This window comes from Polynucleobacter necessarius (assembly GCF_900095175.1).
GTDB lineage: Bacteria > Pseudomonadota > Gammaproteobacteria > Burkholderiales > Burkholderiaceae > Polynucleobacter > Polynucleobacter necessarius_I.
Genome location: NZ_LT606946.1, coordinates 908,106 through 926,683 on the forward strand (window position 1 = coordinate 908,106; position 18,578 = coordinate 926,683).

The 18,578-nt window shown below is 45.7% G+C and carries 23 protein-coding genes; 2 read left to right on the plus strand and 21 right to left on the minus strand.

Features of this window, described 5'->3' with window-relative positions; all coding sequences use genetic code 11:
- Window positions 1-42: 42 nt before the first annotated feature.
- The 7 genes from soxX to DXE44_RS04740 all read right to left on the minus strand — a co-directional run bounded on the left by soxX (window position 43) and on the right by DXE44_RS04740 (window position 5,280).
- A complete protein-coding gene (soxX, locus tag DXE44_RS04710) occupies window positions 43-648 on the minus strand; it encodes a sulfur oxidation c-type cytochrome SoxX (protein WP_114653020.1) in 606 nt (201 codons plus the stop codon).
- A gap of 18 nt (window positions 649-666) precedes the next feature.
- On the minus strand, window positions 667-1,509 hold the full coding sequence (soxA, locus tag DXE44_RS04715) for a sulfur oxidation c-type cytochrome SoxA (RefSeq protein ID WP_114653022.1): 843 nt from the start codon (window positions 1,507-1,509) through the stop codon (window positions 667-669).
- A 36-nt stretch (window positions 1,510-1,545) separates the two neighbouring features.
- Complete coding sequence (gene soxZ, locus DXE44_RS04720) at window positions 1,546-1,854, minus strand: thiosulfate oxidation carrier complex protein SoxZ (RefSeq protein ID WP_114653026.1); 309 nt, start codon at window positions 1,852-1,854, stop codon at window positions 1,546-1,548.
- Window positions 1,855-1,902: 48 nt separating this feature from the next.
- On the minus strand, window positions 1,903-2,355 hold the full coding sequence (gene soxY / locus DXE44_RS04725) for a thiosulfate oxidation carrier protein SoxY (RefSeq protein ID WP_114653028.1): 453 nt from the start codon (window positions 2,353-2,355) through the stop codon (window positions 1,903-1,905).
- A 172-nt stretch (window positions 2,356-2,527) separates the two neighbouring features.
- Complete coding sequence (locus DXE44_RS04730; protein ID WP_331851833.1) at window positions 2,528-3,520, minus strand: c-type cytochrome; 993 nt, start codon at window positions 3,518-3,520, stop codon at window positions 2,528-2,530.
- Window positions 3,504-4,859, minus strand: a complete 1,356-nt coding sequence (gene soxC / locus DXE44_RS04735) for a sulfite dehydrogenase (protein ID WP_114654354.1) — start codon at window positions 4,857-4,859, stop codon at window positions 3,504-3,506. Before soxC ends, DXE44_RS04730 begins: the two co-directional genes overlap by 17 nt.
- A gap of 79 nt (window positions 4,860-4,938) precedes the next feature.
- On the minus strand, window positions 4,939-5,280 hold the full coding sequence (locus DXE44_RS04740; RefSeq protein WP_114653030.1) for an ArsR/SmtB family transcription factor: 342 nt from the start codon (window positions 5,278-5,280) through the stop codon (window positions 4,939-4,941).
- A 327-nt stretch (window positions 5,281-5,607) separates the two neighbouring features.
- Between DXE44_RS04740 and DXE44_RS04745 the strand changes: the two genes are divergently transcribed.
- Window positions 5,608-6,036, plus strand: a complete 429-nt coding sequence (locus DXE44_RS04745) for a molybdate ABC transporter permease subunit (RefSeq protein WP_231970573.1) — start codon at window positions 5,608-5,610, stop codon at window positions 6,034-6,036.
- Complete coding sequence (locus tag DXE44_RS04750) at window positions 6,036-7,148, plus strand: ABC transporter ATP-binding protein (RefSeq protein ID WP_114653032.1); 1,113 nt, start codon at window positions 6,036-6,038, stop codon at window positions 7,146-7,148. Before DXE44_RS04745 ends, DXE44_RS04750 begins: the two co-directional genes overlap by 1 nt.
- 24 nt (window positions 7,149-7,172) lie before the next feature.
- On the opposite strand, the gene DXE44_RS04755 is transcribed toward DXE44_RS04750, so the two are convergent.
- The 14 genes from DXE44_RS04755 to DXE44_RS11385 all read right to left on the minus strand — a co-directional run bounded on the left by DXE44_RS04755 (window position 7,173) and on the right by DXE44_RS11385 (window position 18,557).
- Complete coding sequence (locus DXE44_RS04755) at window positions 7,173-7,796, minus strand: class I SAM-dependent methyltransferase (protein ID WP_114653034.1); 624 nt, start codon at window positions 7,794-7,796, stop codon at window positions 7,173-7,175.
- 33 nt (window positions 7,797-7,829) lie between these two features.
- Entirely contained in the window at window positions 7,830-9,038 is a 1,209-nt protein-coding gene (locus DXE44_RS04760; protein ID WP_114653036.1) for an O-succinylhomoserine sulfhydrylase, read from the minus strand.
- Between the two features lie 69 nt (window positions 9,039-9,107).
- Window positions 9,108-10,646, minus strand: coding sequence for an amidophosphoribosyltransferase (purF, locus tag DXE44_RS04765; protein WP_114653038.1), 1,539 nt, complete (start codon window positions 10,644-10,646; stop codon window positions 9,108-9,110).
- A 4-nt stretch (window positions 10,647-10,650) separates the two neighbouring features.
- A complete protein-coding gene (locus DXE44_RS04770) occupies window positions 10,651-11,217 on the minus strand; it encodes a CvpA family protein (protein WP_114653039.1) in 567 nt (188 codons plus the stop codon).
- Window positions 11,217-12,014 carry an SPOR domain-containing protein gene (locus tag DXE44_RS04775; RefSeq protein ID WP_114653040.1) on the minus strand — a complete coding sequence of 266 codons (798 nt, stop codon included), beginning with the start codon at window positions 12,012-12,014 and terminating at the stop codon, window positions 11,217-11,219. Before DXE44_RS04775 ends, DXE44_RS04770 begins: the two co-directional genes overlap by 1 nt.
- A gap of 3 nt (window positions 12,015-12,017) precedes the next feature.
- Window positions 12,018-13,292: a bifunctional tetrahydrofolate synthase/dihydrofolate synthase gene (folC, locus tag DXE44_RS04780; RefSeq protein ID WP_231970574.1), complete on the minus strand. Its 1,275-nt coding sequence runs from the start codon at window positions 13,290-13,292 to the stop codon at window positions 12,018-12,020.
- A 57-nt stretch (window positions 13,293-13,349) separates the two neighbouring features.
- Complete coding sequence (gene accD / locus DXE44_RS04785; RefSeq protein ID WP_114653042.1) at window positions 13,350-14,237, minus strand: acetyl-CoA carboxylase, carboxyltransferase subunit beta; 888 nt, start codon at window positions 14,235-14,237, stop codon at window positions 13,350-13,352.
- Window positions 14,238-14,259: 22 nt separating this feature from the next.
- Window positions 14,260-15,057 (minus strand): tryptophan synthase subunit alpha, encoded by a 798-nt coding sequence (gene trpA / locus DXE44_RS04790; RefSeq protein ID WP_114653043.1) that lies wholly within the window; start codon window positions 15,055-15,057, stop codon window positions 14,260-14,262.
- A gap of 48 nt (window positions 15,058-15,105) precedes the next feature.
- Complete coding sequence (gene trpB, locus DXE44_RS04795; protein WP_114653044.1) at window positions 15,106-16,299, minus strand: tryptophan synthase subunit beta; 1,194 nt, start codon at window positions 16,297-16,299, stop codon at window positions 15,106-15,108.
- Between the two features lie 32 nt (window positions 16,300-16,331).
- On the minus strand, window positions 16,332-17,006 hold the full coding sequence (locus DXE44_RS04800) for a phosphoribosylanthranilate isomerase (protein WP_114653045.1): 675 nt from the start codon (window positions 17,004-17,006) through the stop codon (window positions 16,332-16,334).
- A gap of 93 nt (window positions 17,007-17,099) precedes the next feature.
- Complete coding sequence (locus DXE44_RS04805; RefSeq protein ID WP_114653047.1) at window positions 17,100-17,738, minus strand: SPFH domain-containing protein; 639 nt, start codon at window positions 17,736-17,738, stop codon at window positions 17,100-17,102.
- Window positions 17,739-17,762: 24 nt separating this feature from the next.
- Window positions 17,763-18,023, minus strand: coding sequence for an SPFH domain-containing protein (locus tag DXE44_RS04810; RefSeq protein ID WP_114653049.1), 261 nt, complete (start codon window positions 18,021-18,023; stop codon window positions 17,763-17,765).
- Window positions 18,023-18,283, minus strand: coding sequence for an ATP-binding cassette domain-containing protein (locus DXE44_RS11380; protein ID WP_114653051.1), 261 nt, complete (start codon window positions 18,281-18,283; stop codon window positions 18,023-18,025). The genes DXE44_RS04810 and DXE44_RS11380 overlap by 1 nt, the downstream gene beginning before the upstream one ends.
- Window positions 18,228-18,557 carry an ATP-binding cassette domain-containing protein gene (locus tag DXE44_RS11385; RefSeq protein ID WP_114653053.1) on the minus strand — a complete coding sequence of 110 codons (330 nt, stop codon included), beginning with the start codon at window positions 18,555-18,557 and terminating at the stop codon, window positions 18,228-18,230. The genes DXE44_RS11380 and DXE44_RS11385 overlap by 56 nt, the downstream gene beginning before the upstream one ends.
- Between the last annotated feature and the right edge of the window lie 21 nt (window positions 18,558-18,578).

An 18,578-nucleotide genomic window follows, 5' to 3' on the forward strand; every position in this document is an offset into this window, starting at 1 on the left:
ATTTTCCTAAAGAAAACAGACCTTTCGGCCTGTTTATTTTTATTACTTGTTAACAGGCGACTCTGGATCTAAGAGCAATGCCATGACATCCTGCATTTGTTTTTCATTTAAGAGTTTGAAGTGCCCGAAACGAGGCATATTGCTACATACGTTATATGCCTTGGAATTGTTAATACGATTCCAAGTGTAGGCAACAACCTCTTTAGAGTAACCACGCAATTTGCCATAACCAGTGAGTGACGGGCCAATATTTCCATAAGAAATTTCTTTTGGAGAAATTTGATGACAGTTATAGCAACCACCACCATTCACAGACCCCGGTTTATCACGCCAGGTTGCGCCTCGGCCGCTTTGGGCAATCTTTTCACCACTCTTCCAGTCACCGATATATTTACCATCGGATGGCTGCTTGATCATAGCCAGGTTTTCTTTTTGAATCTTTTCACGAACCTTGGGATCTCCACCACCATCGAGATTTACAGGGTTTGAGCAAAACTTTTGAGCCGCATCTTGATCTAAGCGGTCTAATCCCGCCTGCCCTTTAGCCTCAAAACTGTTAGACATCATCTTTTCAAAAGGGGTAGCAGCACTAACAGTACCTGCTACAGCTAGGAGCGTAAACGCCAAAATTGATAATTTGTTTTTCATATTATTTATCTCCAGCGATTAACGCTTCAGTCCTGGTGCATTCATGGTTCCGCCCTTAGCATTTACAGCCATATACATGGAGACTGCAATGGTATCTTCGGAAATGTAGATTGGCTCTGGGAAGCGTTGTTGACGGTAACAGTCGTTTAAGCGACGTTGCATGGTCCAGAAAGTGCCGCTGGATACACGGTAGGCGGGCCAGTAACCCCAGCCTAATGCAGCACCCTTCTCAACAGTTAAATTAGGCAGGTCCTGTAAGCGAATGCGTTTGCCATTAGACGCGTGGCATGATGCACAGGAGAAATCCATTGGACCACCCTGATAGAAGAATGATTGCTTACCCATTTGGTAGGCCTGTTTTTCTTTCGGGTGCTTAGCAACGACATTAATCGGCATACCCTTAGACTCTGCGACGACATATGCCACAACAGCCTCTAGATTCTTTCTTTTGCCCTTGCTAAATCCTGCCTTGATGATCTCGTTTGCATCATATCCTTGCAATTTGGTCATGCAGGTAACAAGGCGAGACTCCAAATCCTGTACTTGATTAGTGTCTTTAAAGTATTTCGGCAACTGTGTATAGGCGCCTTTAACTACACCAGGACCCATACCTAAGTCACATTTTTGCAAAGATACATTCTTAGGCCCCATGGGCTTTTTCCAAATATCCTCACCAGCTGCCTCATACAAATCAGCAGGGTTACCATCGGCAATCATTGCGCGATATTTTTCGATTTCGTCAGTTGGAGCCCCTCCAGTTGGAGTAGCGGCTGTAGAAGCCTCATTTTTTGCAGGACTAGAACAGCCCTGCAATACTGCAAATAGGCCAATAATGACGCCATATAAAATGCGTGTTTTCATGGTAACCCTTTTATAGTTTTAATATGCGTACTGATATTAAGAAGCCGTAGCTTCATCAGTACGTTTGTCGCCTTTGCTATCGTTCCAAGTCACAACAATCTTGTCGCCCTTAGCACCCTTGTACTTAAAGTTCAAGAAAGGGTCTTTAGATACTGCTGGGCCAAATTGACCATTGAATACATCTTTGCCATTGGCTTTGACATTGATTGTGCTGATAAACCAAGCTGGGATAACCTTACCTGATGGGTCTTTCCGCTGACCGGACTCCATATCATGCTTCATCAAAATTTTTACATCTACAGTACCGCCGTTTTCAGCAGCTCTTACGCGCATTGGATCAGCCATTTTGGTTCCTCTCTATGTATGAATTGTGTTTATTAATGTGCTTCGGGATTAACCGCCGCAACCACCAAGCGTTACCTTGACTTCTTTAACGGCCATTAACCACTTACCATCAGCTTTTACCAAGCCGTATACATTGGATGTTTGACCCATTTTGATACGCGTTGTCACAAATGAATCTGTGCCGGCAGGAATAAAGAATTGAGCTGCAAGTGAGCTTGGGTTCTTTTCAACCAAGATAGCCATTTGCTCAGCCTTAAGGGTAGAAGTGATTCCAACAGGAACAACTGCACCATTTTCAGCGATATCCGGAGCATTCAAAGTCACTGCAGATGATTTATCTGGACTATCAGCGCCCAAGATCTTGAATACATCATCGATACCTTTGCCTTCAAAAGTGGCTTTGTTCCACTCTTGAGCTTGAGCAGTGCTAATAAGACCTGCAGAAGTCATTAGGCCAAATACTGCTGAATACTTCATCAAACTGCGTCGCTGCTGATTCATAAAAACTCCTTTATTAATCTTAACTTCTGTCAATTTATTGCTTATTTTGCATTAAAACATTGTGGTTACTACCTAATTGGCTATTTTATTTGCCGCCAGAGAGTATCCACGTCACTAAAGTCTTACGATCTTCATCAGAAAGCTGGGCTTGTGGCGGCATTGGAAGGGAGCCTCATACACCCGACCCGCCGGCCTTAACCTTTGCCATGAGCTTATCCACCGCGCCACTCTGCCCATCATATTTCTTGGCAATATCGGCTATTGATGGGCCAACCAACTTCGCATTAGGCGCATGACAGGCTGAGCAGTTCTCATTTTTAAAGAGCGCTGCCGGTCCTTTTGATGCAGAAGAATGGGTATCTGCTGCATGAGCTAAGCCCTCACCAGAAGCCCCAGGCAATTGCTTAATTGGAGGCTTGGTTGTATCTGCGCCTCTATAAGGGCCATACATGCGGTTTTGCTCTGCAATATTGTTATGGGCATTACGAGCAAAATCAGGCAATGTTGAGCCAATTTGAACAAATGGAACGCAATTGTGCATACAAGAACTTCCATTGACATCTGGTTTGTCTTTAACATTCCAGAAACCATGTTTGGTCGTCATGCCATTTCGGTTTGGCATTTTGACCTCAGCAATATTTTTATCGCTCAACACAAAATCATCAGGAACAATTTCGCCAAGACTGAGAATGAAAGCAACAACTGCATAGGTATCATCAGGCGTTAAAGATCTTGGGGCATTCCATGGCATCGCACGGTAAATGTAATCCCACAATGTAGATACCGTTGGCACCTTCATTAAGGTTGTTCTTTGGGGCTGCTTCATATCTTTTAATGAGGCAACCTTACCTGTCTTGACATCATCCTTAGTGGTACCACCAGCGATGGGCGTAAAGATTTCATTTGATTCACCAAAGGTGCCGTGACAACTTGCACACTTAGCCTCCCAAATAACTTGACCTTTTTCTACAGAGCCAGAGCCCTTGGGTAGACCCTTAAAGTCAGGGCGAACATCGATATCCCAAGCGGCAACTTCCGCAGGAGTAGCAGTTCTACCAATGCCAGGGAACTTGGCTGAACCCGATTGCGCTAAGGCTTGATGCGCAGTCATTGCGATGAGAGCCGCAAATCCTAAGCGGACGCTAAATTTATCCAACTTGAACATTGCTCACCTCGCCGTTTGAATCCAATTTCCATGACTGAATTGCATTGTTGTGATAGATGGAACGAGTTCCACGGACATCACGCAACTTTTTAATGGCAGGTTGAATGTATCCCGTATCGTCCATAGCCCTCGATTGCAGGATAGCTGGAGAGCCATCCCATACCCAATCGATATTGAATCGAGTAATTGACTTCGTCAGAATCGGCATCTCCAAACGAGCCTTACGCCAGTTATTGCCACCATCAAACGAAACGTCTACACGGGTGATTTTTCCACGGCCAGACCATGCCATGCCACTCACGTTGTAGAAGCCTTTATCCAGCAACTGCTGACCACCAGACGGTGTTGTGATAACTGATTTACATTCTTGAATCGATGCATATTGACGGTGCGATCCATCCGGCATCAGTTCAATATAGTGAACTGCCTCATCCTTCGCATTCCATGGCATATCACCTACTTCAAGGCGACGCAACCATTTCACCCAACTAACACCTTGAACACCAGGAACCACTAAACGTAACGGAAAACCATTTTCAGGGCGTAACATCTCACCGTTCATCGCCCAAGCCACGATAGTGTCGTTTAAACAGCTTTCCAAGTTAATGGTGCGAGTCATGCCAGAACCATCACCACCTTCAGCAAGCATGAACTTGCCTTTTTTGAGGTTAGCGCCACATTCTTCAAGCAACACTTTTAAAGGAACGCCAGTGAACTCACAGCAAGAAAGCATGCCGTGCGTGTACTGAACAGTAGGTACGGCAACATTACCCCATTCAAGACCAGTATTAGCACCGCACTCAATAAAGTGAGTACGAGAAACTGATGGCAATCTCATCAAATCGTTCATGGTGAAAACGCGTGGGTTTTTCACCAAACCATTCACCATCAGGCGATGAGTTTCGGGATTGAGGTTATACCAACCTTGATGGTGACGCTCAAAGTGCAGGCCATTCGGAGTAATGGTTCCAAATAATCCCTGTAGCGGCGTAAAAGCCACCGAGGCAGCGGATACACGAGTCAAACCAGGAGACTCACGTCGAATGAGATTTGATTCATAAATGGATGGCACACCATAAGGCATCGTTGCCACATTCTTACCAAGAGTGGTTTGCCACTCCTGCTTTTCAAGAATTGCAGGATCACCTTCACCTGCAGCCATAGCCAACGGAGTAGTTAGGCCCGCGGCCGCGCCGCCAAGGGCAGACATGAAGCCCTTGCGTAAAAAGCCGCGACGATTTTCATCTAAGCCATTAGCGTTAACGTCAGCTATCAGCTCCTGAGAAATAAAATGCTCGGGGGCCTTCACGAGACGAGCCTGATTTGCAGGCTTTTCGATAGCGCCAATGTCTTGCGCACTAATCTCTATTTGTTTGTTGGTCATATGATCTCTACTTAAATGAATAGACGCTTCAAAATTAATGCAGACTCTCAGCAATCTTCGCGCACACCGTCTGACACATCTCTACGGTTGCGTTATCTGCGATAGAGTAAAAAACGGTTGTTCCCTCTTTACGTCTGAGCAAAATTCCCGCTTTATGAAGTGCGGAAAGGTGCCGCGATACATTAGCTTGACTAGAGCCGCATAACTCAACAACCTCAGAAACAGACTTTTCGCCACTGCACACCGCATACATGATGCGTAGGCGTGATGGCTCTGAAAGAACGCTGAAATATTCAGCAACGTGTGCAAATACTTTTTCCATCGCTTGTGGAGAAAGATCTTTGGTGGCTTTTTTAACTTTTGATTTGATATTCACTGGTTATAACAATATATACGTATACGTGCATATGTTGGACACCCAAGACTAAAACACTTATATAGTGGGATACTCTAGGCTGCAATGGCAATACAATCAAAAAATGGATATTGATGCAATTCTGCTGTCCCTAAAGCTCGCTTTTTGGACCATGGCGCTGATACTGCCATTTGGGATCTGGGTAGCTCATAAGCTGATTAAGCTAAATAAGAGTCGCCCTTGGCTTGAGGCTGCCCTCGCGCTTCCCTTAGTCCTACCGCCGACCGTCTTAGGGGCTATTACTTTCTAGTTTCATTTGGTAATACCAGTATTTTTGGCGCCCCAATTGTGTTTTCATTCACGGGCATCCTCATAGCCTCACTCATTGTGAATATCCCCTTTGCTATTCAACCCATTCAAAGGGCGTTTGAGGCAATTAACCCTGAAATCAGAGAAGCTGCTCAGGTGAGCGGTCTGAGTGATTGGCAGATCTTTCGTCTAATAGAGCTGCCACTATCTTGGCGGGGAATAACGGGTGCAGCCGCCCTCACCTTTGCCCATACCTTGGGAGAATTTGGCGTTGTCCTCATGGTTGGCGGCACCATTCCAAGGGAGACCAAAACAGCCTCAATTGCAATTTATGACAAGGTTCAGAGCTTTGATACTGCTGGTGCTGGCTCTATAGCGCTTGTTCTCCTGGGTACCTCACTGGTATGCATAGCGCTTTCCTATGGAATATTTGGTGGCAACCCAAATCGGCGCAGAGGGCTTAATTGATGTTGAAGGTAAAGATTACCCAGATCAACCCAAGCCCACTACAAATAAGCCTGGAGTGTGCTCCAGGTGAATTGCATGCTTTAGTAGGCCCCTCCGGAAGTGGCAAAACTACAGTCCTCAGATCTATTGCCGGCCTAAACAAAACAGTCAGCGGAAAAATTGAGTGCAATGGTGAGGTGTGGCTTGAAAGTGATCATCTGGGAACAATAATTAAACAACTATCTCCAGCAGAACGTTCATGCGGCTTCTTATTTCAGCAGTACGCTCTTTTCCCACATCTCAGCGCAATCGATAATGTAGCAATCCCTTTGCAAAATTCCGGCCTCAGCAAATCAGAACGCAAAGGTATTGGAATGAATTTATTAGATCGTATGGGTATCGCCAGTCTTTCTGGGCGTATGCCTCATCAGCTATCCGGCGGACAACAACAACGTGTTGCCCTGGCCCGAGCATTAGCCCGAAAACCTAAAGCCTTACTGCTCGATGAGCCATTTTCAGCCATTGATGCACCAACACGCCAGGGTCTTTATAAAACATTAGCAGAGCTAAGAACAGACTTAAATATCCCCATGATCTTGGTGACACATGACTTGCGTGAGGCTGATTTATTAGCCGACAGAATTACCGTCATAGATCAAGGCATTAGTTTGCAAACTGCCGCCCCACAAACTCTTTTCCAAAAGCCCAGAAATTCTCGGGTTGCTGAATTGGTTGGTATCAGCAATATGTTTCATGGCGTATTCGACTCGGGTAACTTGAGTTGGGACGGCTGCAATAAGAACTTTATGGTTGCCGATAAAGGCAAGATTCCACCTAAAGTGCGTGTAGCTTGGGTTATTCCTCAAAGTGGATTGAGCGTACATAACAACGCAAGCATTGGCAGTGTGTCAGTGATAGCTGAAAAGATGAGCAGCCTTGGTCAAATTGCAGTTATTCAATTGAGAATTCAAGATAGTGAAAACATGATTGAATGGGAAGCTTCTTCTGCAGAGGTAAGAGGGCTAGGAATGGTTGTTGGCAGTCAAATGCATCTTGAGCTTGATGGCAATCAAATTCACATTATGCCTTTGCGTCCGATTAATGATCCACGACGATTTATTGAGCATCAGTGATCTGGATATGCTCATACCTAGATTTTAGATGGGCTTCTTGGCAACCATACCGAGTAAGGCTGACATGCCAGTATGTCTAGCACCTTCAGACAATTCCTTTTCGTAACGCTGAAGATCTAGGATTTCAAATTCGTGACTAAGCTCACGAATCATCTCTTCTGTATAAAGATGCTCGATTAAGGATGGGCCACCTGTTTTATATTCCAATTGCTTTGGTGTGTAACCCTGGAGTATAAAAATACCACCCGGTTTCAAAGCCTGATGAACTTGCTTAAAGATTCTAGCTCGCATCTCTGGATCTGCAAACTGAATAAAGATAGCAATGATTGCATCATACGAATTAGTCTGCCAATTAAATCCATCCGTATCGCAGAGGCTATATTGAATATTAACTTGGTTGTCTTTTGCAAACTGATTGGCCTTGGCAAGTGCAATATCAGAAACATCAAAACCGGTGACATGCATTCCCTGCTTAGCAAGCCAAATGCCATTACGCCCTTCCCCATCAGCAATGCAGAGAACGGAAGAATCTGGTTTTAGATATTGAGATACTTGCTCAACAAGATACTCATTTGGCTCTTTACCAAAGATAAACTCTTCTTTATCAAAGCGCTCATTCCAGAGCTGGGTAGCATCGGTAAAGGACATGTAAATTGTGGTCCTCAATTAGTGTTGATGAAATTACTTCTTCAGACCGCCAACGAGGTCATTCTTTAAATCAACCACATTCTCAAGACCAACTGCAATTCGAACAAGGCCATCAGTGATGCCGGCCGCCTTACGGGCTTCTGGACTAACGCGGCAATGTGTTGTTGTTGCAGGGTGAGTAATTGTTGTACGAGTATCACCAAGGTTTGCAGTAATGGAGCAAAGCTTGGTTTGATTAATCAATTTAAATGCAGCCCTCTTTCCACCTTTAAGCGTGAAAGATAGAATGGCGCCACCCGCCTTTTGCTGGCGCTTAGCCAAAGCGTGCTGAGGGTGCGACTTCAGGCCTGGATGGTAAACGCGCTCTACTCCAGGCTGCTTTTCTAGCCACTGCGCAATCTCTAAAGCATTTTGACTCTGCTGCTTCATGCGCAATTTGAGGGTTTCCAAACCCTTCAAGAACACCCAAGCATTGAATGCTGAGAGTGTTGGTCCAGCAGTTCTTACATACGGAAATACTTTACCCATAATGAAATCATTGCTGCCCACAATCGCGCCACCAACCACCCTACCTTGGCCGTCCAAGTATTTCGTGGCTGAATGAATGACTACATCAGCGCCTAATGAGAGCGGTTTTTGCAATGCAGGCGTGCAGAAGCAGTTATCTACAGCAAAAAGTGCGTTCGCCTTCTTCGCTATCTTAGAAATTGCTTTAATGTCTGCAATCTCAGTCAAGGGATTAGAAGGGGTTTCTAAATAAAACAGCTTAGTATTTTCTTGGACGGCATTCTGCCAAGCCTTAGTATCAGACAAATCCACATAAGTGGTTGTGATGTCAAAGCGTCCCAAAATATTGCTAAACAATTGGATGGTTGCACCAAATACGGAGCGCGAACAGACTACATGGTCACCCGCTTGCAGATGGGACATAGCCATTGTCAAAATAGCAGCCATTCCAGAAGATGTCGCAATACAGGCCTCGCCACCCTCCAAGGCAGCAAGACGATCCTGAAACATACTCACTGTCGGATTAGTGAATCGAGAATAAATAAATCCCTGGTCGGCATGGGCAAAACCATCAGCAGCCAACTCGGCGCTATCAAAACAAAAGCTAGAAGTGAGGAACATCGCCTCTGAATGCTCTTGGTATTCAGCGGTACGTCGAGTTCCAGCGCGAGCCGCCAGGGTTTCAAGCGCAAGCTTTGAGAAGTCAGGTTTTTTGCGGGTAGTTTTACTCTTCATACCGCTATTTTGACACTGAATTGCAGAATTGCCTCAGACACGCATGCCTGAGGAACTCGATCGTTGTTTTTAGTCTTCGGTAGCCAAATGCAGATGAAGCTGTGAGCGGGCAAAGTCACTAGAGTCACGTTGACGATCAGCCTTAGCCTCGGAAGTATTACGAGCTGCCTCTAGTGCATCTAGGTAGGACTCATTGATGTCACCAGTAATATAGTTGCCATCAAAACAAGAGGCTTCAAAGTGCTGAATATTGGGATTGATATCCTTTACAGCCTGCTTCATATCTTCAACACTTTGGTAAATCAGTTGATCCGCGCCAATCATCTTGTTGATCTCTTCGTCGGTACGACCATAAGCCACAAGTTCACTACGGGTTGGCATATCAATACCATAGACATTGGGGAATCGTACAGGAGGTGCAGCAGAAGCAAAAATGACTTTCTTTGCACCAGACTCACGCGCCATCTGCACAATCTCAAACGAAGTCGTGCCGCGAACAATGGAATCATCCACGATCAATACCGTCTTATCTTTGAATTCAATGCGCATTGCATTGAGCTTTTGACGTACAGACTTCTTTCGAACTGCCTGGCCAGGCATGATGAAGGTGCGGCCGATATAACGATTCTTAAAGAATCCTTCGCGGTAATCAACGCCTAGACGTTTGGCAACCTGCATTGCCGCTGGACGACTAGAGTCTGGAATTGGCATTACAACATCGATCTCACCAGGGATAGTTTCTTTACGAATCTTCTCAGCAAGGTAGTCACCCATACGCATACGAACGTTGTAAACAGTAACACCATCAATCGTCGAGTCTGGACGAGCCATATAAACGTATTCAAAAATACAAGGCGTTAGAACAGCATCAGGAACACATTGACGTGAATAGAAATTACCATCTAAATCGATATAGATTGCTTCACCTGGATTAACGTCACGCACAAAAGTAAAGCCAAGACCATCAAGCGCAACAGACTCAGAGGCAATCATCCACTCTGGCCCCTTGGGCGTATCAATGCGACCGATACATAATGGGCGAATACCATATGGGTCGCGAAACGCTAATAAACCATAATCAGCAATCAAAGAAACAACCGCATAAGAACCCTTAACGCGCTTAGTTACCTCAGTAATCGCATTAAACATCGCACCCTCATCCAGTGCCGCGCTATTGGTTTCTTTTTGAAGCTCGTCAGCCAAAACATTTAGCAGTACTTCTGCATCAGAGCTAGTGTTGATATGGCGACGATCATGGTAAGCCATCTCTACACGTAGGCTAGCAGCATTAGTGAGATTACCGTTGTGCGCCAAGATAATTCCATATGGAGCGCTCACGTAAAAAGGTTGAGCCTCTTCTTCGCTACTAGCTGAGCCTGCAGTTGGATAACGTACCTGGCCAATGCCAGCGTTACCGATCAAGCTACGCATATTGCGAGTTCTAAATACATCTCGAACTAGACCGTTCGCTTTATGCATCGTGAATGAGTTGCCATTCATCGTTGCCATACCGGCAGCATCTTGACCGCGATGTTGCAAGAGCAACAAAGCGTCATATATCAGCTGATTAACTGGGGAGTGGGAAACTGTTCCAACAACGCCGCACATAAGCCTAGATCCCTATGGTTAATGAAGGTGTTACGGTAGGAGTAATTTTAGGTATTGAATCGCCTAATTGCTTTGCCCAATCCGCAGGCAACCAAGACTTAATTAAGCCAGTTGCCATATCGATTGCTGGGCGTGTAATAGCCTTTTGCCAAGCTGCGCTTTGCGGTATTGGTGTAAGTGCTGCCAATGTAGCCATCACAACGACGACCAAGCCACCACGGGCTAGACCAAAAACCAAACCCAAAAAGCGATCAGCCATACTCAAGCCAGCAGACAAGATAATTTTTTGAATGACGTTGCCGATCAATCCACAAACAATCAAAGTAAAGATAAATAAAATCAGAAAGCTGACACCCAAACTCAACAACTCATCCATATGAAAGGTAGATAACCATTCAACAGAAAGATAATTGGTGTAGTGATAAGCAACCCAAGCTGCAACAAACCAGGATGCAAGCGCTAAGACTTCCTTAAATAAGCCCCGAGAAATTCCTACCAAAGCAGAAACCAACAGCACTACCAGGGTGAAGTAATCCACCATAGTTAATTTTAGAGTGGATAAAAATTCCATTAAGGGTTCCCAACCTCAACCAGCCTTGGAGATAAACCCATGGCTTTTACTTTTTTCTCTGCAGCTTCAGCCGCATCCTTGTCGGTAAATGGTCCCGCCCTCAAAACGTACAGCTTGACACCATCAGCACCGTTTTTATTGCTTACATAATTCGGAATCTTTTGATCCTTCATCTTGTTGATCCAGCCTTTTGCACGCTCTTCGGAAGCAAAGGCACCAATCTGAATAATGTACTTGACGGAGCCCACCTTTTTAGGGGGCTCTTCAGCTTTAGATTTAGGAGTCGCATTTGGGATAGCAACCACCTCTTCACCAGCAGCTAGACCTATCGTTGAAGCAACTTTAGGTGTTGCAATATTGGGCTTGGTTTCGGGTTTGACATCCGGTGTTGGCGCTACAACAAGCTCTTTGGGCTGAGAAACTTCTTTTCCTACAATTGGAGCCGGAATGGAAGCAACTGGCTTAGTCTTTTCTTCATTTGTAGGCATAGCAGCATTGGGAGCAGGAAGACTAGTCACAATATTTACAGCAATATCGTTGTTCACAGACTTAGGCTTGTTATCCAAGATGTGGGGTAGGCTAACAACTGCAATTAATACCAAAACTGCGGCACCAATTAAGCGATGGCGGGCACGCTGTTGCTCTGGGTCTTCGGTAAGCGCAAGCTCTTCACTCTCTTGAGCACGCTGAAAACTACGAGGGGCTAACTTATTGACGGTGCGACGACCCCTTACCGAACCTTGATTAAGGTCTTCAGTCTCAGGGTTTCGCTTAAAAAGCTTCGGTAAACGAATCATGGATCAATGCGCCTGGTTATTTCGATATGCCAATACGCCGGCAACGGTATAGAAGGATCCGAAGATGACAATTCTATCACCCTCACCTGCCTTAGAAAGCGCTTTTTGATACGCTGCAGCAGGATCTGGAAAGCACTCAATATCGCCATCCTCCCCATTTTTAACTGCTACACCCAGCTCCACTAGCTTGTCAGATAAGGCAGAAGCTTTAGCGGCACGAGGAGTTGGCAAATCAGTGCAGAACCAGAAGTCAACACTGTTCAATAAAGGCTTAATAACGCCTGCTAAATCTTTATCGGCCATTGCGCCAAAAATAGCGTAGGTATAGGGATGATAACCCATTTTATCTAGGCCCTGCCCTAAGGTTGCAGCCGCATGGGGATTATGGGCGACATCTAAAACGATAGTTGGCTGACCTGGAAGAACTTGAAAGCGGCCAGGCAACTCCACCAATGCAAACCCATTACGAATATCTTGTGCGCTGACTGGGAGACGTTGATGAAGGGCCATCAAGGCGGCGATCACAGCAGAGGCATTAAGAATTTGATTAGCACCTCGCAAAGCAGGATAGCCGAGACCGCTAAAGCGTTTTTGACGCCCTGCCCAACCCCACTGCTGCTTATCACCCTGAAAGTTGTAATCACGGCCATGAAGCCATAAGTCACAACTCAGTACTTCAGCGTAGTCAATCAGAGACTGTGGTGGCACCGGGTCACCACAAACTGCAATAGCGCCAGCTCGGAAGATACCCGCTTTTTCACGGCCAATCGCTTCACGTGTACCACCTAAAAAATCAGCGTGATCAATATCAATGCTCGTGACGATCGCGCAATCTGCATCCACGATATTCACGGCATCTAAACGACCGCCCATGCCAACCTCTAGAACCACAGCATCTAGATTCGACTTGGAAAATAAATGCATGATTGCCAAAGTGGTGAATTCAAAATACGTTAGCGTTGGCGCATCCACCAAGCTAACTCGTGCATGCTCTACGGCAGCAAAATGCTCGAGCAAGAGATCGTCTTTAACTTCCTCACCGTTGACCCGAGCACGCTCATTAAAAACCAGTAAATGAGGAGACATGTGGCAACCCACTCTATAACCAGAGGCCAGCAAAATGCTTTCAAGGTAGGCGCAGGTTGAACCCTTGCCATTAGTCCCGGCAACAGTGATAACGGGGCAATCAAAATGAAGGCCTAGAGCTTCTTTAACTCGATTGATGCGATCAAGACCCATGTCGATACCGACCGGGTGGGCTGTTTCAAGATGGCTCAACCAAGCCGTAAGGCTAGAAAACAGAATGGGGGGGTTGGTGTGCGGAACTCAAGCGCTTTATACAGCTGCGCTACCCGCAATCGCAGGCTCAGGAAGCTGCTGGAGCAACGCCAAGAGACGAGCGATTTCACCGCGCATTTGGCGACGATCCACAATCATGTCAATACCGCCCTTTTGCATTAAGAACTCAGAACGCTGAAAGCCTTCTGGTAATTTTTCACGTACAGTTTGCTCAATAACACGCGGACCAGCAAAGCCAATCAATGCTTTCGGTTCAGCCATCACTACATCACCCATAAAAGCAAAGCTGGCAGAAATTCCACCCATAGTCGGATCGGTTAAGACGCTGATATACGGCAAACTTTTTTTGGACAACAAAGTCAGCATGGAGTTTGTTTTAGCCATCTGGAAAAGAGACAGCAAGCTTTCTTGCATACGCGCGCCACCTGTTGCCGTAATACAGATAAATGCACACTTCTTAGCAATAGCCTCTTGAACGCCTCGAGCAAAACGCTCACCAACAACCGAACCCATAGAGCCGCCCATGTATTGGAACTCAAAGCAAGCAGCCACTACAGGGATACTTTCAATCTTGCCACCAAGCACGATTAAGGCTTCAGACTCACCAGAGGCATCATTGGCCTCCTTAATACGGTCTGGGTATTTCTTGGAATCTTTAAATTTCAGCGGGTCAGTTGGATAGATGTCGGCACCAATCTCGTAGCGACCCTTTTCATCCAACAGGCTATCCAAACGCAAACGTGCACCGATACGCATATGGTGACTGCATTTGGGACAAACCGATAAATTAGCTTCAATATCAGTGCTGTAAAGGACGGTTTCACAACTGGGGCACTTAACCCATAGACCCTCTGGTACGGATTTGCGATTCGCAGGATCCGTATGTTGGATTTGTGGAGGTAGTAATTTATCGATCCAGCTCATCAGTTTTTAACTATCCAGTGCATTAACTATCTAAAGCGACGCGAATTTCACGTATGAAGTTTTCAAGTGATTGTACCGCCTGGCCAGGGGCAGAATCCTCCAAAAGACGAATGATTCGACTGCCAATTACCACCGCATCCGCTGTTTTTGATACGGTACGGGCACTTTCAGCATCATTAATGCCAAAACCAACTACAATCGGGATAGGGGTGGCTTCACGGATTTTAGGGATGATGCTGGCCACATCCTGGGTATTTAAGTGAGAAGCACCAGTTACACCCCGCATAGAGACGTAATAGGTATAACCAGAAGCTATTTTGGCTGCGTCTTTTATGCGTTCTGGTGATGAAGTGGGCGCTAATAGGAAAATTGGGTCAACACCGGCAATTTTCATCCGAGCAGCAAAGTCCTCACACTCTTCCGGCGGGTAATCCACGACAAGAACACCATCAACACCAGCAGCTTTGGCCTCTGTTGCAAAGCGTTCTGCGCCCATCTGCTCGACAGGGTTGGCATATCCCATCAAGACTACGGGGGTATTGGTATCAAGCTTGCGAAACTCCTTAACCATCTCCAAGCAGCCATGCAAAGTCACACCCTGAGTGAGCGCTCTTTCAGACGAACGTTGAATCACCGGACCATCTGCCATTGGATCAGAAAAAGGCACGCCGAGCTCAATGACATTGGCGCCACCACGAACTAATGCGTGCATTAACTCAACAGTGATTTTTGGATCAGGGTCACCAGCAGTAATAAAAGGAATTAACCCTTTTTTTCCAGTAGCCTTTAGTTCATTAAACAGTGCAGTAATTTTTGACATGGCAATTCGTAATTATTATTTTTATGTAAGTTCGTGAGTGACTTCGAATTAACCTTCGGAGCCAGTAGCTTGAGCAACGGTATGCATATCCTTATCGCCGCGACCAGAAAGATTTACCAAGATTGTTTTATCTTTAGAAAGTGTTGGCGCCAATTTGCAAGCATAGGCAATTGCGTGCGAAGACTCTAAAGCCGGAATGATGCCCTCGATACGACAGCAATCATGAAATGCTTTCAAGGCTTCTTCATCCGTGACTGCAACATAGTCAGCACGGCCCGAATCTTTTAACCAGGCATGCTCAGGCCCAACACCGGGATAATCCATACCCGCTGAAACGGAATGTGTTTCAGAAATCTGACCATTCTCATCTTGCAATAGATAGGTACGGTTACCGTGCAATACGCCCGGCTTACCAACACAAAGTGCCGCGGAGTGAAGGCCGCTATTTAAACCGTGGCCTGCAGCTTCAACACCAACCAATTTCACCTCTGGGTAGTCGATATAGGGATAGAAAATACCCATTGCATTAGAACCACCACCAACGCATGCCATGACATAGTCAGGCTGACGGCCAGTCATCTCTGGCATTTGTACTTTGCACTCTTCCCCAATGACACTCTGAAAATCTCGGACCATCATTGGATATGGATGGGGGCCTGCAACAGTACCGATGATGTAGAAAGTATCTTCTACGTTGGTAACCCAATCACGCATTGCCTCATTCAGCGCATCTTTGAGAGTCTTCGTTCCCGATTCAACAGGAACTACTTTTGCACCAAGTAATTTCATACGAAATACGTTTTGTGCTTGACGTGCAACGTCAACAGAACCTTGATAGACAGTGCAATCCAACCCAAAGCGAGCGCAGATTGTTGCTGTAGCAACACCATGCTGCCCTGCTCCTGTCTCAGCAATGATGCGTGGCTTACCCATGCGCTTTGCTAGCATAGCTTGGCCAATCACATTATTAATTTTGTGAGCGCCAGTGTGATTTAAATCTTCGCGCTTCAGATAGATCTGCGCACCACCCAACATTTCACTCCAACGCTTGGCGTGATACACAGGTGACGGGCGACCTACAAAATGTTTGAGTTCGTAATGGAACCCCTCTAAAAATTCAGGATCGTGTTGGTATTTTGCGTAAGCCGCTTTAAGCTCATCTAAAGCGAACATGAGTGTTTCAGAAACAAATACGCCACCGTAAGGACCGAAATGTCCTCGTGCATCTGGCTTATCGTACATAAATACCTCTTTTGATTAGTTACAGCAAATAATTAAGGTGATGTGCTTGCGTCTGCCGCTCGCACTGCCTCGATAAACTGCCTCATCAAGGCGTGATCTTTTACACCCTTGCTGATTTCTACGCCACTAGAGACGTCAACCGCGCAAGGATGAAGACGAGCAATAGCTTCGCCCACGTTGTGAACGTTCAACCCACCACTCAAAACGACCTGAGGCGCGTTTGCGCTTATCCATGCTTGTGGAATTCCTGACCAATCAAAAGGAACGCCCCCTCCTCCATAACCCTCAACGAGAGCATCGAGCAAAAAGGCATTTGCTTGCCTATATTGTAGGGAAAAATCATCAAAGGCGAAGCCTGCTCCAACGCGAGCCGCCTTCATCCAGGGTTGACCTGCCGCAAGGCGCTGGCATTGGGCCGGAGACTCATCCCCATGAAACTGCCATAAAGTGATCGAAGCGGCTGCCCGGATAGCCTCAAATTCAGCATCTGAGGCGTTAACGACCAAGCCCACGGCATCAACCCCAGCCGGAAGCCTGGAAATCAATGCAGCAGCAATATTAGGAGTAACCGCCCTGGGACTTGGCGGATAGAAAACAAAGCCAACCGCATCTACGCCAGCAGCTACCGCAGCATCCACATCTGAAGGTGTCATAAGACCGCAGATTTTGACCCTAGTACGCCCGTGAGAGTTAGTAAGTAAGCCCATAGAATTGATGATACGGGGTTATGGGTTACTTGCAAGGCTTTGACCTGATGGGCATATGCTATTCAAAGATAGCCCCCTCGTTACCCAATACAATTAATTACCTTTAGGTTTAGCCGTAACTGACGATTTGTCCATATCACCCAAAACTAGCGGCAATCCGGTTGGACCCGATCCAAAAATAATAATTTTTGAGTTATTGGAAGTTGCAAGACTCTGAGTAGCCTCAACACCGCGCCAACGCAAATAGTTATCTGATAAGCCCGGGCGGACAATATCTTGGAATTTTCGTATACCCTCAGCCTCGATCTCTTTACGAAGAGCCTCTTGTTTGGCAGCCTGCAGGATGTGCTTATCGCCATCAGCCTTAGCGAGCTCTACCATCTTCCGCTCGATAGCCTCCTCAACCTCCCTAGGGAAGCTAATGCTGACTATCTCAACATCACTCACGCGGATTAATTTGACGCTTTCCAAGCCCGGCGGGCTAATATTGTCAACCAAGATTCTGTCTGAGGTGATAGCAATTTCTCGGACAACTTTTTGAATCTCGGATGTAAATGCCTTATCAGATGCAAAGCTACCAATTCTTCCGCGGATAATTGAAATCACCTGAGGTTCAACGACCTTATTAAGATAATCAGGTCCGATATATTTGTGCAGCATTGGCAAGGTACGCACATCAATCTCATACTGGTAAACAACCCTTACCTTTGACTTGAGCAAGTCAGAAGTCAAAACATCAAGCTCAAGAACCTGATTTTACAACCGAGCATCATACTGAGTGAAGGTATTCCAAGGGAAGACGAAATGTACACCTTCTTTGCAAACCTCTGACATATCAACCCCGCCCCATAGAGGCCTATAAATTACAGCCACCTTACCAGCGGGGACGGCGTTGACGATTTTTGGCCATAAAAGCAAAAGACTGTCGATGCCAATAAATACTGCCAGGGAAATTTGAATCAAATACTGATCAATCAGACGATCAATGGCACGATAAATTAATTTAATCAATTTCATTACTCACCTGCATCCTCGAACAATTTGCCATCTCTAAAAGATAATACGTAATCAGCAGTATTAAAATAATAATCATCATGTGTGATTGCTATCACAGTCTTGCCCATCTGCTTTAACCTAGGCAGCAACTGTTTATAAAAATGTTTTCTGAACTGAGGATCTTGATCTGCAGCCCACTCATCTAGGATGATGATATCCCTGTTCTCAAGCATGGCCACAAGAAGGGCAATACGCTTCCTTTGACCCGTAGAGAGCTGGATATGAGAAAAAACCCCTCATTAATTGAAAACTTTTTCTCAATCTCAAGTAACTTTTGCCAAGGCAACATATTATCTTCATCCAAATCAAATAAGCCGTACAGCTTTTGGAATAAATAGAAATCACTGAATACAACAGAAAAAGGTCTCGATATGAGCTTGATGCAGGCTGCTCCACCTCGACTCCGTTAACACAAATACTTCCTTGGCTGGGCTTATAGAGGCCCGTCAAGATACGCGTGAAGGTAGTTTTTCCAGAACCATTACTTCCTTTAATGAAGTATAAATTTCCCGCTTT

What these genes read in the sequence shown, in the direction of transcription:
- soxX (WP_114653020.1), bottom strand. Translation starts at nt 648, where the DNA reads ATGAAAAACAAATTATCAATTTTGGCGTTTACGCTCCTAGCTGTAGCA.
- soxA (WP_114653022.1), bottom strand. Translation starts at nt 1,509, where the DNA reads ATGAAAACACGCATTTTATATGGCGTCATTATTGGCCTATTTGCAGTA.
- soxZ (WP_114653026.1), bottom strand. Translation starts at nt 1,854, where the DNA reads ATGGCTGATCCAATGCGCGTAAGAGCTGCTGAAAACGGCGGTACTGTA.
- soxY (WP_114653028.1), bottom strand. Translation starts at nt 2,355, where the DNA reads ATGAATCAGCAGCGACGCAGTTTGATGAAGTATTCAGCAGTATTTGGC.
- DXE44_RS04730 (WP_331851833.1), bottom strand. Translation starts at nt 3,520, where the DNA reads ATGTTCAAGTTGGATAAATTTAGCGTCCGCTTAGGATTTGCGGCTCTC.
- DXE44_RS04750 (WP_114653032.1), top strand. Translation starts at nt 6,036, where the DNA reads ATGTTGAAGGTAAAGATTACCCAGATCAACCCAAGCCCACTACAAATA.
- DXE44_RS04755 (WP_114653034.1), bottom strand. Translation starts at nt 7,796, where the DNA reads ATGTCCTTTACCGATGCTACCCAGCTCTGGAATGAGCGCTTTGATAAA.
- DXE44_RS04760 (WP_114653036.1), bottom strand. Translation starts at nt 9,038, where the DNA reads ATGAAGAGTAAAACTACCCGCAAAAAACCTGACTTCTCAAAGCTTGCG.
- purF (WP_114653038.1), bottom strand. Translation starts at nt 10,646, where the DNA reads ATGTGCGGCGTTGTTGGAACAGTTTCCCACTCCCCAGTTAATCAGCTG.
- DXE44_RS04770 (WP_114653039.1), bottom strand. Translation starts at nt 11,217, where the DNA reads ATGGAATTTTTATCCACTCTAAAATTAACTATGGTGGATTACTTCACC.
- DXE44_RS04775 (WP_114653040.1), bottom strand. Translation starts at nt 12,014, where the DNA reads ATGATTCGTTTACCGAAGCTTTTTAAGCGAAACCCTGAGACTGAAGAC.
- accD (WP_114653042.1), bottom strand. Translation starts at nt 14,237, where the DNA reads ATGAGCTGGATCGATAAATTACTACCTCCACAAATCCAACATACGGAT.
- trpA (WP_114653043.1), bottom strand. Translation starts at nt 15,057, where the DNA reads ATGTCAAAAATTACTGCACTGTTTAATGAACTAAAGGCTACTGGAAAA.
- trpB (WP_114653044.1), bottom strand. Translation starts at nt 16,299, where the DNA reads ATGTACGATAAGCCAGATGCACGAGGACATTTCGGTCCTTACGGTGGC.
- DXE44_RS04800 (WP_114653045.1), bottom strand. Translation starts at nt 17,006, where the DNA reads ATGGGCTTACTTACTAACTCTCACGGGCGTACTAGGGTCAAAATCTGC.
- DXE44_RS04810 (WP_114653049.1), bottom strand. Translation starts at nt 18,023, where the DNA reads ATGAAATTGATTAAATTAATTTATCGTGCCATTGATCGTCTGATTGAT.